The organism is Streptomyces sp. NPDC033177 (genome assembly GCF_055577715.1).
On the sequence record NZ_JBVIPS010000002.1, the window covers coordinates 1,130,314 to 1,146,481 of the forward strand.

Annotated in this window: 11 protein-coding genes; 4 read left to right on the forward strand and 7 right to left on the reverse strand. The window is 69.4% G+C overall.

Annotated elements, in window-relative coordinates; all coding sequences use genetic code 11:
* Positions 1 to 124: 124 nt before the first annotated feature.
* Complete coding sequence (locus ACZ5U5_RS11065) at positions 125 to 5,071, reverse strand: NAD-glutamate dehydrogenase (RefSeq protein ID WP_469019243.1); 4,947 nt, start codon at positions 5,069 to 5,071, stop codon at positions 125 to 127.
* Positions 5,072 to 5,567: 496 nt separating this feature from the next.
* Between ACZ5U5_RS11065 and ACZ5U5_RS11070 the strand changes: the two genes are divergently transcribed.
* Entirely contained in the window at positions 5,568 to 6,134 is a 567-nt protein-coding gene (locus tag ACZ5U5_RS11070) for a DJ-1/PfpI family protein (protein WP_469019245.1), read from the forward strand.
* Positions 6,135 to 6,153: 19 nt separating this feature from the next.
* On the opposite strand, the gene ACZ5U5_RS11075 is transcribed toward ACZ5U5_RS11070, so the two are convergent.
* Complete coding sequence (locus ACZ5U5_RS11075) at positions 6,154 to 6,831, reverse strand: HAD family hydrolase (protein ID WP_469019248.1); 678 nt, start codon at positions 6,829 to 6,831, stop codon at positions 6,154 to 6,156.
* Positions 6,832 to 7,050: 219 nt separating this feature from the next.
* A complete protein-coding gene (locus ACZ5U5_RS11080; protein WP_469019250.1) occupies positions 7,051 to 7,509 on the reverse strand; it encodes a DUF6912 family protein in 459 nt (152 codons plus the stop codon).
* A 342-nt stretch (positions 7,510 to 7,851) separates the two neighbouring features.
* Between ACZ5U5_RS11080 and ACZ5U5_RS11085 the strand changes: the two genes are divergently transcribed.
* Positions 7,852 to 8,331: an Rv3235 family protein gene (locus ACZ5U5_RS11085; RefSeq protein WP_469019252.1), complete on the forward strand. Its 480-nt coding sequence runs from the start codon at positions 7,852 to 7,854 to the stop codon at positions 8,329 to 8,331.
* Positions 8,332 to 8,439: 108 nt separating this feature from the next.
* Here the strand turns inward: ACZ5U5_RS11085 and secA are convergent, their stop codons facing one another.
* Positions 8,440 to 11,283: a preprotein translocase subunit SecA gene (secA, locus tag ACZ5U5_RS11090; RefSeq protein ID WP_469019255.1), complete on the reverse strand. Its 2,844-nt coding sequence runs from the start codon at positions 11,281 to 11,283 to the stop codon at positions 8,440 to 8,442.
* 223 nt (positions 11,284 to 11,506) lie between these two features.
* Between secA and ACZ5U5_RS11095 the strand changes: the two genes are divergently transcribed.
* Both ACZ5U5_RS11095 and ACZ5U5_RS11100 read left to right on the forward strand, forming a co-directional pair.
* Complete coding sequence (locus tag ACZ5U5_RS11095; RefSeq protein WP_469019258.1) at positions 11,507 to 12,079, forward strand: GNAT family N-acetyltransferase; 573 nt, start codon at positions 11,507 to 11,509, stop codon at positions 12,077 to 12,079.
* Between the two features lie 37 nt (positions 12,080 to 12,116).
* The gene (locus tag ACZ5U5_RS11100) at positions 12,117 to 13,304 is read left to right on the forward strand and encodes a winged helix-turn-helix domain-containing protein (RefSeq protein ID WP_469019260.1); all 1,188 of its coding nucleotides are present in this window, start codon (positions 12,117 to 12,119) and stop codon (positions 13,302 to 13,304) included.
* 8 nt (positions 13,305 to 13,312) lie between these two features.
* Here ACZ5U5_RS11100 and ACZ5U5_RS11105 read toward each other — a convergent pair whose 3' ends face one another.
* From ACZ5U5_RS11105 to ACZ5U5_RS11115, 3 genes are all read right to left on the reverse strand, one after another.
* Positions 13,313 to 14,056 carry a response regulator gene (locus tag ACZ5U5_RS11105; RefSeq protein WP_469019263.1) on the reverse strand — a complete coding sequence of 248 codons (744 nt, stop codon included), beginning with the start codon at positions 14,054 to 14,056 and terminating at the stop codon, positions 13,313 to 13,315.
* Positions 14,057 to 14,251: 195 nt separating this feature from the next.
* On the reverse strand, positions 14,252 to 14,944 hold the full coding sequence (gene hpf, locus ACZ5U5_RS11110; protein WP_469019265.1) for a ribosome hibernation-promoting factor, HPF/YfiA family: 693 nt from the start codon (positions 14,942 to 14,944) through the stop codon (positions 14,252 to 14,254).
* A gap of 315 nt (positions 14,945 to 15,259) precedes the next feature.
* Entirely contained in the window at positions 15,260 to 16,063 is an 804-nt protein-coding gene (locus tag ACZ5U5_RS11115) for a phosphoribosyltransferase family protein (RefSeq protein ID WP_469019267.1), read from the reverse strand.
* Between the last annotated feature and the right edge of the window lie 105 nt (positions 16,064 to 16,168).

Consider the following 16,168-nt stretch of genomic DNA (forward strand, 5'->3'; position numbering starts at 1 on the left):
TCGAGGGGGTGTGAATGGCTTACGGAGGTGCCGCTATAGGGTCGCGCGCGAGCCACCACGCGTGAAAAAAGGGGGGGCGCCCCGAGCCATCAGGCCCGGGGCGCCCCCATCGACGTACGACGGACTACGTGTGCGAACGCAGCAGCGTCCGCATCGTCCGCATGGCGACCGACAGGTTCGCCAGGTCGAAGGCGTCCGAGCTCTGGATCTCGTCCAGCGTCGACCGCGACCGGCTCAGGATCGCCGCGTTCTTCTCCTCCCAGGCCTTGAAGCGCTGCTCGGGAGTGTCCTCGCCGTTCCCGGCGGCCAGCACGTCGGCCGTCAGGGCGGCGTGCGCCGCGTACAGGTCCTCGCGGATCGACGCACGCGCCATCGACTGCCAGCGGTCGGCCCGCGGCAGCTCGATGATGCGGTCCATGAGCTGGGTGATCCGCAGCCGGTCCGCGAGGTCGTAGTACACCTCGGCGACCGCCATCGGGTCCTTGTCCGTACGGTCGGCGATCGCCACGATGTCGAGCGACGGGAAGGCCGACGAGAACCCGGCGACGCGCTGCGCCAGTTCGTCGGGGACTCCCGAGCCCACCAGCTCGTCGCGGATGCTCTGGTACCACTCCTGGTCGGAGCCGCTCAGCAGCTTCGGCAGCTCGGTCCAGACCTCGGCGACACCCTGACGGAAGAAGTCGATGGTCTCGGCGAGCTGGAGCGGCTGCGGCCGGTTGTTGAGCAGCCAGCGCGTGCCACGCTCGACGAGGCGGCGCGAGTGCAGCCGGATCTGCGTCTGCACGTCGGCCGTCACCACGTTGTCGAGCGCCTCGACCGCGTCCCAGACCTTGCTCAGACCGAAGATCTCGCGGGCCGCGAGCTGCGCCCTGACGATCTCCTCCAGGGAGGCCCCGGTCTCCTCACGCAGCCGGTGCAGGAACGTCGAACCACCCGTGTTCACCGTGTCGTTGACGAGCACCGTGGTGACGATCTCGCGGCGCAGCGCGTGCCCGTCGACCTGCTCCGGGAACTTCTCCCGCAGGGCCTTCGGGAAGTACGCGTGCAGCAGCCCGCGCAGGTACTCGTCGTCCGGCAGCGTCGTATGGATCAGCTCGTCGGCCGCCGTGATCTTCGTGTACGCGAGGAGCACGGCGAGCTCGGGCTGGCTGAGCCCGCGGCCGGAGTTCAGGAGCTCACGGATCTGCCGGTCGGTGGGCAGGAACTCCAGGCCCCTGTTCAGGTGACCGTCACGGCCCAGGCGGCGCATGAAGCGCTGGTGGGCGTGGAGGAGGGACGGGGACTGGGCGACCGCGTTCGACAGGGCGGTGTTCTGCGCGTAGTTGTTGCGCAGGACCAGGGTGCCGACCTCGTCCGTCATCGCGGCGAGGAACGTGTTGCGCTGCTTGACGGTCATGTCACCGGCGCCGACGACCGCGTTCAGCAGGATCTTGATGTTCACCTCGTGGTCGGAGGTGTCCACGCCCGCGCTGTTGTCGATGGCGTCGGTGTTGATGCGCCCGCCGGCCTGCGCGAACTCGATGCGGCCGAGCTGGGTCAGGCCGAGGTTGCCGCCCTCGCCGACGACCTTGACGCGCAGATCGGCGCCGTTCACACGGATCGCGTCGTTCGCCTTGTCGCCGACGTCGCTGTTCGACTCGGCCGACGACTTCACGTACGTACCGATGCCGCCGTTCCACAGCAGGTCAACCGGCGCCTGGAGGATGGTCTGCATCAGGTCGGCCGGCGTCATCTTGCCGACGCCCTTCTCGATGCCGAGGGCCTCACGGATGTGGGCGTTCAGCTGGATCGCCTTGGCGCTGCGCGGGAAGATCCCGCCGCCCGCGGAGAGCAGCTCCTTGTTGTAGTCGGCCCAGGAACTGCGCGGCAGCTCGAAGAGCCGGCGGCGCTCCGCGTACGAGGTCGCGGCGTCCGGCCTGGGGTCGATGAAGATGTGCCGGTGGTCGAAGGCGGCCACCAGACGGATGTGCTCGGACAGCAGCATGCCGTTGCCGAACACGTCACCGGACATGTCGCCGACGCCGACGACCGTGAAGTCCTCGCTCTGCGTGTCGGTGCCCAGCTCCCGGAAGTGCCGCTTGACGGACTCCCAGGCGCCGCGGGCGGTGATGCCCATGCCCTTGTGGTCGTACCCGGCGGAGCCGCCGGAGGCGAAGGCGTCGCCGAGCCAGAAGTTGTACGACTCGGCGACCTCGTTCGCGATGTCCGAGAACGTCGCGGTGCCCTTGTCGGCGGCGACGACGAGGTACGTGTCGTCCTCGTCGTGGCGCACGACGTCCGCGGGCGGCACGACCTCACCGGCGACCAGGTTGTCGGTGATGTCGAGCAGTGCCGAGATGAACGTCTTGTAGCAGGCCACGCCCTCGGCCAGCCACGCGTCACGGTCCACGGACGGGTCGGGCAGCTGCTTGGCGACGAAGCCGCCCTTGGCGCCGACGGGCACGATGACGGTGTTCTTCACCATCTGCGCCTTGACCAGGCCGAGGATCTCCGTGCGGAAGTCCTCGCGCCGGTCGGACCAGCGAAGACCACCGCGGGCGACCTTGCCGAAGCGCAGGTGAACGCCCTCGACGCGCGGCGAGTACACCCAGATCTCGTACGCCGGACGCGGCGCGGGGAGCTCGGGGATGGCCTGCGGGTCGAACTTCATGGAGACGTAGTTGTGCGGCTTGCCGCCCTCCGCCTCCTGGAAGAAGTTGGTGCGCAGCGTCGCCTTGATGACGGTGAGGAAGGACCGCAGGATGCGGTCCTCGTCCAGGGAGGCGACCTGGTCGAGCGCCCCGTCCAGCTCCTCCAGGAGCCCGTCGGTCAGCTCGGTCCCGGCGCGCTGGCGGTCCGGGGACATCCGCGCCTCGAAGAGCGAGACGAGCAACCGGGTGGTGTGGACGTTGTTGAGGAGGGTGTCCTCCATGTAGTCCTGGCTGAAGGTGGAGCCCGCCTGGCGCAGGTACTTGGCGTACGCGCGCAGGACCATCGCCTGGCGCCAGTTGAGCCCGGCCCGCAGGACGAGCGAGTTGAACCCGTCGACCTCGGCCTCGCCCGTCCAGGCGGCGGAGAAGGCCTCCTGGAAGCGCTCGCGGCCGTCGTCACCCAGGTAGTCGCCGTTGCCGTTCTGCGCCTTGGGCAGGCGCAGACCGAAGTCGTAGATCCACGCGTTCGTGCGGTCCGTGCAGCGCAGCTCGTAGGGCCGCTCGTCGGTGACCTCGACGCCGAGGCGCTGGAGGACCGGCAGGACCGCGGAGAGCGAGACCTGCGCGCCGGAACGGTAGATCTTGAAGCGGCGCTCGCCCGGGGCGGCACCCACCGGCTCGTAGAGGCTGAGCGCGAAGTCCTCGTGCCCGTGCTTGAGCTGCTCCAGGTTCTGGAGGTCGGCGACGGCCGCCCGCGGCGAGTGGTCGGCCTTGTAACCCTCGGGGAAGGCGCCCGAGTAGCGGCGGAGCAGCTCGGCGGCGCGCTCCTCACCGCACTCGGCGGTCAGCGCCTCGGCGAAGCCGTCGGCCCAGGAGCGGGCCGCCTCGACGAGCCGCGCCTCGATGCGGTCGGTGTCGGCGTCGGTGAGCTGCGGGAGCCCGCCGCCCGGCGCGACACGCACCACGAAGTGCAGCCGGGAGAGGATCGACTCGGTGTTCCAGGCGGTGAAGTCGACGCTGGTGCCGCCGAGCTCCTCCTTGAGGATGTCGATGATCCGCAGCCGGACGCCGGTGGTGTAGCGGTCACGCGGCAGGTAGACGAGGGCGGAGTAGTAGCGCCCGTACTCGTCCTTGCGCAGGTACAGCCGCAGCCGTCGCCGCTCCTGGAGGTACAGCACGGACGTGACGATGGAGCGCAGCTCGTCGGGCGGCGTCTGGAAGAGCTCGTCGCGGGGGTAGGTCTCCAGGATCTGGAGCAGGTCGCGGCCGTCGTGGCTGTTGGGCGAGAAGCCCGCGCCCTTGAGGACTTCCTGGACCTTGCGGCGGATGACCGGCACGCGGCGCACGGACTCGGTGTACGCGGCGGACGAGAAGAGCCCGAGGAAGCGCCGCTCACCGACGACATTGCCCTCGCCGTCGAACTTCTTCACGCCGACGTAGTCGAGGTAGCTGGGCCGGTGCACGGTGGCACGGCTGTTCGCCTTGGTGAGCACGAGGAGCTTGTGCTCGCGGGCCTTCGCACGCGCGTCCGCGGGCAGCCTGCTGAAGGAGGGGCTGACCGGGTGGTCCTCCTCCCCGTCGTGCTTCGGGTCGGCCCGCAGGATGCCGAGGCCGGTGCCGGGGACCGCGGCGAGCGAGTCGTCGTCCGTCAGGTCGTACTCACGGAAGCCCAGGAAGGTGAAGTGGTTGTCGGCGAGCCAGCGGAGGAGCTCGCGGGCCTCGTCGACCTCCTGGTCGCGCAGGTCGTCCGCGGTCGGCTCGGTGGGGAGCTCGTCGGCGATGCGCAGCGCGGCGTCGCGCATCTTCTCCCAGTCCTCGACGGTCTCGCGTACGTCGGACAGGATCCGGAGCAGATCGGCGCTGATCTGCTTCAGGTCCGCGCGGTCGGTCTCGCGGTCCGTCTCGACGTGGATCCAGGACTCGGTGACGGCGTCGTGCGGACGCTCCGTACCGGGGTCGGTGAGGACTTCGAGCAGCTTGCCGGTCAGATCGCGCCGTACGACGACCTGGGGGTGGATGACGACATGGATGCCGCGACCCTGCCGTGAGAGCTCATTGGTGACCGAGTCGACCAGGAAAGGCATGTCGTCCGTGACGACCTCGACGACGGAGTGGCTGCACGTCCAGCCGTTCTCCTCGACTGTCGGGGTGTGCACGCGGACGTTGGCCGTGCCCTGCGGGCGGTTCTCGGCAAGCCGGTAGTGGGAGAAGGCTGCTCCGAAGACGTCGACCGGGTCACGGTCGGCGAGGTCTTCCGGGGCGGTGTGCAGGTAGTAGCGCTGGAGGAACGAGAGGGCCATGTCCTCGTCAGGAGTGGCCTCGTCGCCCTTCGACCCGGTCGGTGCCCCATTGGGTAGGCGGCCACCGGCCGGGCTGTTCTCAGCTACCCGGGCCGCCCGTGTGAGCAGCTCGGCTTTGGCTTCGTCCAGCTTGGTCTGCATTGTCCTCTGACTCCTGTCGCGCGCCGTTGCGTGACGTATAAGGAAGTGATCCGGCGTAACGCCACGACGCGGGGTCTCCGGTCGAAGTCGACGTTATGCCGCGGTGAGAGATGAGCGGGCGGTTATCCGCCATTTTCAGCGGTTTCGCTGACCGATGGCCGGGATGATCTGGCTGGCCGCACCGCGAAGAAGCGTCAGCGACGCCCCGGGCACGGATGTCCTCCGTGTTCCCCGGGCGCAGGGCGGGGGCGTACACGCCCCCGCGGGATATCGCGCTGATCACGGGACAAGGCTATCGCCCTCCACCCCGGAGTCGTCATGAGCCGTATGTGTACAAAAGCAGGGGTGGAACTTTGACACTCTGCACAGAGACTTTCGCGCCACTTGTCGGCGATGGCCCCTCTCTGCGGACCGATGGCCCCCTTGGCAAACCGGACGAGCGGATGCACGTTGAGCGGGACGGACGGACAGCGCGCGAGTGGGAGCGAGCACCGAGATGGCAGCCAAGATCCTCATTGTGACGGGCGACGCAGCGGAGTCACTCGAAGTCCTCTACCCCTTCCAGCGGCTGCGCGAGGAGGGGTACGACGTCCACATCGCCGCCCCCGTCCGCAAGACGCTGCGGTTCGTGGTGCACGACTTCGAGCCGGGCTTCGACACGTACACGGAGAAGCCCGGCTACACCTGGCCCGCGGACCTCGCCTTCTCCGAGGTCGACCCCGGCCAGTACGTCGCCCTGGTGATCCCGGGCGGCCGGGCCCCGGAGTATCTGCGCAACGACCCGGAGCTCCGCAAGATCCTCAAGTCGTTCTTCGACGCGGACAAGCCGGTCGCCCAGATCTGCCACGGCCCGCTCCTTACCGCGGCGATCGGCGGCCTGAGCGGCCGCACGGTCACGGCGTATCCGGCCCTGGAGCTGGACATGCAGACGGCGGGCGCGACGTTCAGGGACGCGGAGGTCGTGGTCGACGGCACGCTGGTCTCGGCCCGCGCGTGGCCGGACCACTCGGGCTGGATGAGGGAATTCCTGACGGTGCTGCGGGCGAAGGCGCCGGTGACGTAGGCGGAGCCCAGGCAGGGACCTAGGCGGCCAGACGCTCGGCGACATCCACGGCCTCGGCCAGACTGTCGACCACGGGAACGTCGACCCCGACGGCCTCCAGGCTGGCCCGGCTGTGGGAGCCGCCGGTGTAGAGCACGGCCTGCGCACCCACGTGCGCGGCGGCGACCGCGTCATCGACGGCGTCCCCGATGACGACGATCCGCTCGGCGGCGGTGACTCCTTCGAGAGCCGCGAGGTGGCGCACCATCCGCTCGGCCTTGCCGGCGTGGGAGGTGTCCATGCGGCCGTCGATGCGCACGAAGTGCTCCTCGATCCCGTGCCGCCGCACGATCGGCACGAGGTGCTCGTGCGGCGCGAGCGAGAGCAACGACTGCGTACGCCCGGCCGCCCGCCGGTCGGCGAGCAGTTGCGCGGCGCCATCGGCTAGACCGCAGGCCGCGGCTCGCGCCCAGTAGTGCTTGTGGAACACGGCGTCCATGACCTGCCATTCGGCGTCCGTGGGCAGGCGTCCCATGAGCCGCTCGTAGAACAGCGGGACGGGAACGCAGTAGAGATCCCGATACCGCTCGAGCGTGATCGGCTCGAGCCCGATCTCCTCGAACGAGGCGTTGGTGGACTCGATCACCGCATCGATGTCATGCAGCAGAGTCCCGTTCCAGTCCCACACGATATGCGCCCCACGCGCCAGCTTCCCCATGCCAAAACGGTACCCGCCCAGGACCGGATCCGGGGCAATCGGGCGGGTGGGCAGGAGGGCTTGTTCGTCCAGAGTCGGATGCGGGGCAATCGGGCGGGTGGGCGGGAGGGCTTGTTCGCCCAGAGTCGGATGCGGGGCAAACGGGCGGGTGGGCGGGAGAGGCTCGTTCGTGCAGGGAAAGCCGCAGGGCACCCCAGACCAAAGCCCCGCAGGGACCCCTCAGGCAATCAGCCCAGAAATCTCCTGCGTCGCGAACCACAGCAGCTCGTGGTCCTCAACCTCGCCCCCACCCTCCAGCGCCGCGGCAACCTCCGCCGCAGCCTCCTCCGCATCCACATGCACGGCGGCGACCTTCTTCAACGGCAGCACCCCGTCGACCCGCACCTCACCGAGCGCACCCACGGGCGCCCCCTGCCCAAGCGCACCGTCCGGCACGTCCGCGGCCAGCACGACCCTGCGCCGAGCCGCCCCCGAGTCGCCGGCGATCAGCCCCAGCGAAGCCGCCGCGGCCTGGCTCAGGGCCGCGTACTCCAGTTCCTCGGTGTCGTCGGAGCCGCACCACTCACGCAGCGCGGGCGTCACGGCGTAGGCGCTCAGCGAGGCGGTCTCGGCCCCCAGCTCGCCCGCCTTGTGCACCTCGGCGAGGCGGTTGAGGGTCAGGGGAACGTAGACGCGCATGACGGCCCGCTTTCACAGTCGGAAGCACAAATCCTGAAGGCACCGGAAGCCACCTGAAGGCACCTGAAACAGGCCCCCAGAATACGTCCGGGAGTCCCCCTTCGAGCTGCCCCCCACACCCGCCCCCCGCGTCACCCCACACCCCCGCCCTTCACCCGGCACACCCCAACGCCTGCAAGGATCCGGAGCCCCCCGATCACCCTGATAGGTGACTCCCCGAGCCCCGCCCCCACCACCGGCGCCTCCTTGCATCCCCCACCCCGCCCCCCGTACAAGATCTCCGACGGAAGTTACTCCCCGGTACAACCGCGACCGGGCCAGCGAAGCCGGAGGCGACACGGCATGCAGAAGGTAATGACCAGGCCCCGCTCCCGCCCGGTGACCACCCGCCCACCGGGCCGCACAGACCCCCGCCACCCCTCAGCGACACGCGCCCCGCGCACCGCCCCCCGCACCCCCACGCGCCCGGTACGCCCCCTCAGGACACCGCCCCAGCCCCCACCGCACCCCACGGAGCTCTTCACCGAGCGGCTGCTCCTGGTGCTCAGCGGCCAGAAGCCGGTCCACTGGGCGGCACGCCACATCGCGCACACCGCCTTCGACGACCTGACCCGCCTCGCCGAGCAGACCCCCCTGACCGTCAACGGCCGCCGCCCCACCATCCACCGGATCGGCCACTACGAACCGCGCCCCGGCGTCTACGAGGTGTTCGCGAGGATCGGCGCGGGCCCCGCCCTCAGGGCCCTGGCCTTCCGCCTGCACCTGGGCGCGGACCAGAGGTGGCGCTGCACGGCGGTGGAGGTGGGAGCCCCGGCCAGGTAGCGGCGCACGACAAAAGCCCACGACAAGGGCCCACGGCAAAGCGCACGGCAAAGGGGGCCGAGCGCCACAGCGCCCGACCCCCGAAGAACTGCCCAAAGCCGCCCGCGGCTACTTCTTGCGGCGACGCCCGCCCTTCTGGGCCTTGCGCCGCTCCGCGCGGGTCATGCCATCGGACTCCGAACGCACACCGGCGTCCTCGGTCTCGAAGTCACCCTCGTCGACCCCGCCCTCGGCGTTCGGCGCCTGGAAGTGCAGACGGTCGGGGCGCTGCGGAGCCTCAAGACCCTTGGCGCGGATCTCGGGACGGCCGCCACCGGCGGGAACGGCGTCCTTCTTCTGCAGGGAAGCGCCGGCCGCGGCGGAGTCCGACACCGGAACCTCCTCGACCTGCTGCTCGACCTGGACCTCCAGGTTGAACAGGTAGCCGACGGACTCTTCCTTGATGCCGTCCATCATGGCGTTGAACATGTCGAAGCCCTCGCGCTGGTACTCGACCAGCGGGTCCTTCTGCGCCATGGCCCGCAGGCCGATGCCCTCCTGGAGGTAGTCCATCTCGTAGAGGTGCTCGCGCCACTTGCGGTCGAGTACCGAGAGGACCACGCGTCGCTCCAGCTCACGCATGATCTCGGAGCCGAGCTGCTCCTCACGCGCCTCGTACTGCTGGTGGATGTCGTCCTTGATGGAGTCGGAGATGAACTCGGCGGTCAGACCCGCGCGGTCACCCGCGTCCTCCTCCAGCTCATCGATGGTGACCTTCACCGGGTAGAGCTGCTTGAAGGCGCCCCACAGCCGGTCCAGGTCCCACTCCTCGGCGAAGCCCTCGGCGGTCTCCGCCGCGATGTACGCGTCGATCGTGTCGTCCATGAAGTGCGTGACCTGCTCCTGGAGGTTCTCGCCCTCCAGGACTCGGCGACGCTCGCCGTAGATGACCTCGCGCTGGCGGTTGAGGACCTCGTCGTACTTCAGGACGTTCTTACGCGTTTCGAAGTTCTGCTGCTCGACCTGCGACTGGGCGGACGCGATCGCGCGCGTCACCATCTTGTTCTCGATCGGCACGTCGTCCGGGACGTTCGCCATGGCCATCACGCGCTCGACCATCTGGGCCTTGAACAGGCGCATCAGGTCGTCGCCGAGCGAGAGGTAGAAGCGGGACTCGCCGGGGTCGCCCTGACGGCCGGAACGACCGCGCAGCTGGTTGTCGATGCGGCGCGACTCGTGGCGCTCGGTGCCGAGGACGTAAAGCCCGCCCAGGCTCTTGACCTCCTCGAACTCCGCCTTCACGGACCGCTCGGCCTTCTCCAGGGCGGCGGGCAGCGCGGCGGCCCACTCCTCGACATGCTCGACGGGGTCGAGGCCGCGCTGGCGCAGCTCCGCCTCGGCGAGGTCGTCGGGGTTGCCGCCGAGCTTGATGTCCGTGCCTCGTCCGGCCATGTTCGTGGCGACGGTGACGGCGCCCTTGCGGCCGGCCTGGGCGATGATCGGCGCCTCACGGTCGTGCTGCTTCGCGTTGAGCACCTCGTGCTGGACGCCACGCTTGGAGAGCTGCTGGGAGAGGTACTCCGACTTCTCCACGGAGGTCGTGCCGACCAGGATCGGCTGGCCCTGCTCGTGCTTCTCGGCGATGTCGTCGACGACGGCGGCGAACTTCGCGACCTCGGTGCGGTAGATCAGGTCCGACTGGTCGGCGCGGACCATGGGCCGGTTCGTCGGGATCGGCACGACGCCCAGCTTGTAGATCTGGTGGAACTCGGCGGCCTCGGTCATGGCCGTACCGGTCATGCCGCAGAGACCGGGGGTCTCCTTGCCGTCGTGGTCGTGACGCTTGTAGAGGCGGAAGAAGTTCTGCAGGGTGATCGTCGCGAGCGTCTGGTTCTCGTCCTTGATGTCCACCCCTTCCTTCGCCTCGATCGCCTGGTGCATGCCCTCGTTGTAGCGGCGGCCGGCGAGGATACGGCCGGTGTGCTCGTCAACGATCATGACTTCGCCGTCGATGACGACGTAGTCCTTGTCCTTCTTGAAGAGTTCCTTGGCCTTGATGGCGTTGTTCAGGTAACCCACGAGCGGCGTGTTGACCGACTCGTACAGGTTGTCGATGCCCAGCCAGTCCTCGACCTTGGCGACACCGGGCTCGTGGATGGCGACGGTGCGCTTCTTCTCGTCGACCTCGTAGTCCCCGGTCTCCTCGATGCCCTTGAGGGTGTTGCCCGCCTCGCCCTTGGTGAGACGGGTGACCAACTTGGCGAAGTCGCCGTACCACTTGGTGGCCTGGTCGGCGGGGCCGGAGATGATCAGCGGTGTACGGGCCTCGTCGACCAGGATCGAGTCGACCTCGTCGACGATCGCGAAGTTGTGGCCGCGCTGCACCAGTTCTTCCTTCGACCACGCCATGTTGTCGCGCAGGTAGTCGAAGCCGAATTCGTTGTTCGTGCCGTACGTGATGTCGCTGGCGTACTGCTCGCGGCGCTGGGCCGGCGTCATGTTGGCGATGATGCAGCCGACGCTCAGGCCCAGGAACTTGTGGACGCGGCCCATCATCTCGGAGTCGCGCTCGGCCAGGTAGTCGTTGACCGTGATCAGGTGCACACCCTTGCCCGACAGGGCGTTGAGGTACGCGGGGAGGGTGCCGACGAGCGTCTTGCCCTCACCGGTCTTCATCTCGGCCACGTAGCCGAGGTGCAGCGCGGCGCCGCCCATCATCTGGACGTCGTAGTGCCGCTGGCCGAGGACGCGCTTGGCGGCCTCACGGACCGTGGCGAAGGCTTCGGGGAGGAGGTCGTCAAGGGTCTCGCCGTCGGCGTAACGCTCCTTGTACTCCTCGGTCAGCGCGCGCAGCTCGGCGTCGGAGAGGCTGACGAAGTCCTCTTCGATGGAGTTGACCTGGTCCGCGATGCGGTGCAGCTTGCGCAGGATCTTGCCTTCGCCTGCACGCATGATCTTCGAGAGGACGGACACGGGGGTTGGTCTCCTTGCCGGTCGGGCCTGGCATGGTCGGTTTACTCATAGGGCAACGGCCATCGTAAGCGAGGAGCGGGCCGCGCCGGGAGGTCTGCCGATACGTCAACGGACGGGGGGCCTGGAAGGTGCCGGGTTGTGCCGATCAGCGCTCGGCGAAATGCAGGTGAAAGCTCGGCCGAAAGCACTGGCCCACAGCGCCCGGCCCCCGCAGAATCACCGGATGGAGCCCGTCACACTCACCACCGAACGCCTGATCCTGCGCGCCTTCACGCCCGCCGACACGGACGAGACGTACGAAGCCTGCCAGGACGCCGACATCCAGCGCTGGACCACGGTCCCCTCGCCCTACACCCGCGCGGACGCGGAGGGCTTCGTCGGACGCATGGTGCCGGACGGCTGGCGCCACGACACGGAGTACACCTTTGCCGTACGCCCCCGGGAGGGCGGCCCCTTGGTCGCCGCCGCCAGCCTCCACCACCCGCGCTCGGGTGCCTGGGAGGTCGGCTTCTGGGCGGCGAAGGAGCACCGGGGCAGCGGCTTCATGACGGAGGCCGTTCTCGCCCTGGCCAGGTGGGCCTTCACCGACCTGGGCTGCAACCGCCTGGAGTGGCGCGCCGAGGTGGGCAACACGGGCTCGCGCGCGGTGGCGGAGAAGGCGGGTTTCCTCGTGGAGGGCACCCTGCGCGCCGCCCTCCTGAACAAGACCACGCTCCGTGACTGCTGGGTGGGCGCGCTGCTCCCGAGCGACCTCGGCATGGCGTCGCTCCAGCCGTACCTGCCCGCCCGCACCTGAGGCGGCTCTGTCAGTGCCGCCCCCTATCGTTTCCGGCATGACGAGCCTGCCGCGCCCCGCCATCGACCTCTCCGCCGACGAGGCCCGCCGCATCGCGCTGCGCGCCCAGGGATTCCTGGGCGCGCCGGACCGCAGGTCCGGTGTGCGGGGCGTGTTGCGGCATCTCGGCGCGGTCCAGCTCGACACGATCTCGGTCCTGGCCCGCTCCCACGAGCTCATTCCGTACGCCCGTCTCGGCGCGGTGGGCCGCGACAGGATCGAGGCGGCGTACTGGGACGGGGCATCGGGCACCGGCCCGGCCCGGCCGCACGCCTTCGAGTACTGGTCGCACGCCGCGTGCATCCTGCCCATCGAGGAGTGGCCGCACTTCGCCTTCCGCCGCCGCGCCTACCGCACCCGCCCGCACTGGCACCACGACCTGCCGGCCGGTGCGTACGACACGGTCATCAAGCAGCTCACCGCCGAAGGCCCCCTCACCGCGACGGAGTTGGGCGGCGCGAAGAACAAGGGCGAGTGGTGGGACTGGTCGGACGCGAAGGTCGCCGTGGAGCGGGCCCTGATGTACGGCGAGGTGGTCTGCACCGAACGGCGCAGCTGGAAGCGGGTGTACGACCTCGCGGAGCGCGCGATCCCGGGCACGCTGCTCCATGACGACCTGGACGACAGGGAGTGCCTGCGCCGTCTGGTCCGCCTGGCCGGCCAGGCACTCGGCGTCGGCACGCGCGCGGACATCGCGGACTATCACCGTCTCAAGGGCGAGCAGTTCGACTCGGTGGTCGCGGACTCGGGCCTGGTGCCGGTGACGGTGGAGGGCTGGGACAAGCCCGCCTGGGCCGACCCCTCGGCCCTGGAGACGGCTCCGCGCGGCCGCCACCGCACGACGCTCCTGTCACCCTTCGACTCCCTGATCTGGGAGCGGGCCCGTACGGAACGGATCTTCGGCTTCACCCACCGCCTGGAGGCGTACGTCCCCAAGCCCAAGCGGATCCACGGCTATTTCGCGATGCCGGTCCTGGCCGGCGGCCGGCTTGTCGGCCGCGTGGACCCCGCCCGCGAGGGCGGCACGCTGGTCGCCAAGCAGGTGTCGCTGGACGGCCCCAAGTCCGTGCCCGCCGTGGCCCAGGCACTGCGCGAAGCGGCGACGTGGGTCAACTGCGATTCCGTACGGGTGGAGCGCGTGGACCCTCCCGAGCTGACCGCAGAACTCGTGCGCGCCCTGGGCTGAGCGGGGCCTCAGCGGATCTCCAGGATCTTCTCCCGCATCGCGTAGACGACCGCCTCCATCCTGGAGTGCAGCTGCAGCTTCTCCAGGATGTTGCGGACGTGGTTCTTCACGGTGTTCTCGGAGATGAACAACTCTTTCGCGATGTCGCGGTTGTTCATGCCCGTCGCCACCAGCTTCAGCACTTCCAGCTCGCGCTCGGTCAGCCGCGGCGCGGGCACCAGCCTGCGCTCGTCGGTGCGCTGGATCATCGACTTGAACTCGGTGAGCAGTTTCGACGCCATGGACGGGCTGATCTGCGACTGCCCGTCGGCCACCGCGCGGATCGCCGTGGCCACTTCGTCCGTGGAGATCTCCTTGAGGAGATAGCCGGTGGCGCCCGCCTTGATCGCTTCGTAGAGGTCGGCTTCCTCGTCGCTGATCGTCAGCATGATGATCTTCGCGCTCGGCGCGACCTCCTTGATGGAGGTGCACGCCTCGATGCCGCCGCGCTTGGGCATGCGTACGTCCATCAGCACGATGTCCGGCAGCAGGTCCGCGGCCTTGTCCACCGCCTCGGCGCCGTCGCCCGCCTCCCCGACCACCTGGATGTCCTCCTCGGCCGCGAGGACGATCTCCAGGCCCCGGCGGAAGAGCGCGTGGTCATCCACCACAAGGACCCTGATGGGCTCCTTGCGCGGTGCGCCCGCATCCGTGCCGATGCCGATGCCGTCGTCGTCATCGGCATCCCGCATCGGTCCGAAGCTGTCCGCCATCGTTCCTCCCCCTGAAGGCCATGGCCCGTTGTGCGTCGGCTGCCGCCAACGGGAGGCAGCAGCGCACCGGTTGGCCGGCTCCGCCCATGATTTCATGCCCGGGCGGTCGCGCGGTGCCCGCAGGGGTCGCATGCTGATGCCCCTGGGGGCGCACACGCGCTCCAGGGGCATCAGCAAACCCTCGGCCGACCGGGGTCAGCCGCCGAGCGCACCGCCACCGCCGCCGGACTCCGGCCGCGCGACCATGGGGTCACTGTTGAGGCGGATCACGCCGTAGTCATAGGCGTGGCGCCGGTACACGACGCTCGGTTCCTTCGACTCCGAGTCGACGAACAAGTAGAAGTCGTGCCCCACGAGTTCCATCTCGTAGAGCGCCTGGTCGAGCGTCATCGGAGCGGCCACGTGGCTCTTCTCGCGGACCACGAGCGGGCCTTCGCCCTGGATCTCCAGCGAGCCGATCCTCTTGACGGGCACGCCGTCCGGCTCTTCCTCGCGCACGAGGGAGCCGTCTCCGTTGAGTGTGGCAGCGTCCGGCACCCGCTCGGCGACTTCGGCGGCGGAGAGCCTGCCGGTGCCGCGCCGGTTGTGGCGCTTCTCGTGCTGCTTGCGCAGCCTTGCGTCGAGCTTGGCGGTGGCCAGGTCGAGCGCCGCGTACGGATCGGTCGCCGAGGCCTCCGCGCGGATCACTGGTCCGCGTCCCCGGAGCGTGATCTCGACGCGGTCGGAACGGTCGGCCTGACGCGGGTTGGCTTCCTTGGACACCTCGACATCGAGGCTGATCACCTTGCCGTCGAGCTTCTGGATCTTCTCCAGGTTCAGCTTCTCGGCCACGTGCTTGCGGAACCGCTCGGGCACCTCGGTCTTGCGGCCCTTGACGACGATGTCCACGCAGAACTCCGTTCCCGGATCGCTCCGCTTCGGCGGCGGAGCATCTCCCTTTTGCACCAGGCCCCGGTGACTCCCGGAGCCTCGGACTCGGTGACTTCCACCTCCTCCTCCCCCGCGAACAAGATCTCCACCCCGACCGGCCCGGGTGATTGCGAAAAACCCGGCGACCGGCATTCCGATATGTGAGGGGCGGCGTCCGCCATTCCTCACAACCGAACATATCTCGCCCGGACGGATGTCGTCACCCTCTACCGCTGCATACCTCCATTCAGGTGTATTGACCCTCTCACTACCTGCAACGATGCAAGTTCCCAGTCAGTTCCGGTTTATTCCGAAAGAATCCGGTGAGGAGGCAACAACAGCCGCGATGATCCTGTTCTCACCGGTATTTTCACGGGCTGTCACCACTGCGGCCGCCTCTTTACTTTCCGTGTCTACGTCACGTATTGCGCGCGCCGCTTCGGCCAAAGTCGCGCCCGTGGTCATGAGGTCGTCCACGATCACGACCCGTCCACCGGCGAGCAGCCGCCCGCCACCCGCGGTCACCTCCAGGGCACCCCGCAGATTCGCCTGCCGCTGACGGGAGTTGAGCCCCGCCTGATCGGCCACGGCCCGCCGCTGGCGCAGCACACCGAGCACCCGCGCCCGCACACCGCCCCGCCGCAGCTCACCCGCGGCGGCCAGCGCGATCCGCCGCACCGGATCATGGCCACGCGCCCGCACGGCCCCGCGAGCCGACGGCACCGGCACCAGCAGTACCGGAGCGTCACCGGCGACACCCTCGTGAGCACCACCGGCCCCGGCACCGGCACCGACGCCGACGCCCGCCCGCAGCCCGGCCCGCACCGCCCCGGCGAGCCCCGCGCCCAACGGCCCCGCGAGCCCCAGAGCACCCCGCTCCTTGTGCGCGAGCAGCACCGCCCGCACCGAGTCCCCGTAAACAGCCGACGCATGCACCACCGGCAGCCCTCGCGGCCGGGGGCAGGGACTCACCCGGCACGGCGCGGCCCCGCACAAGGCGTCGCGGCACGGCGCGCAGAGCGCCGCACGAGGCCTGCCACAGCCTCCGCACTCGGCCGGCAGCACAAGATCGGTGAGGTCCTGCCACCACCCCGGCATGCCCACCACTGTGCCAAGGCCCGAGCGCCCCTGGCCACCCCTGTGGACAACGCCCTGTGGACAACTCCACGGCACCGAAGAGGCGTTACCCCGGCGCCGTCACCC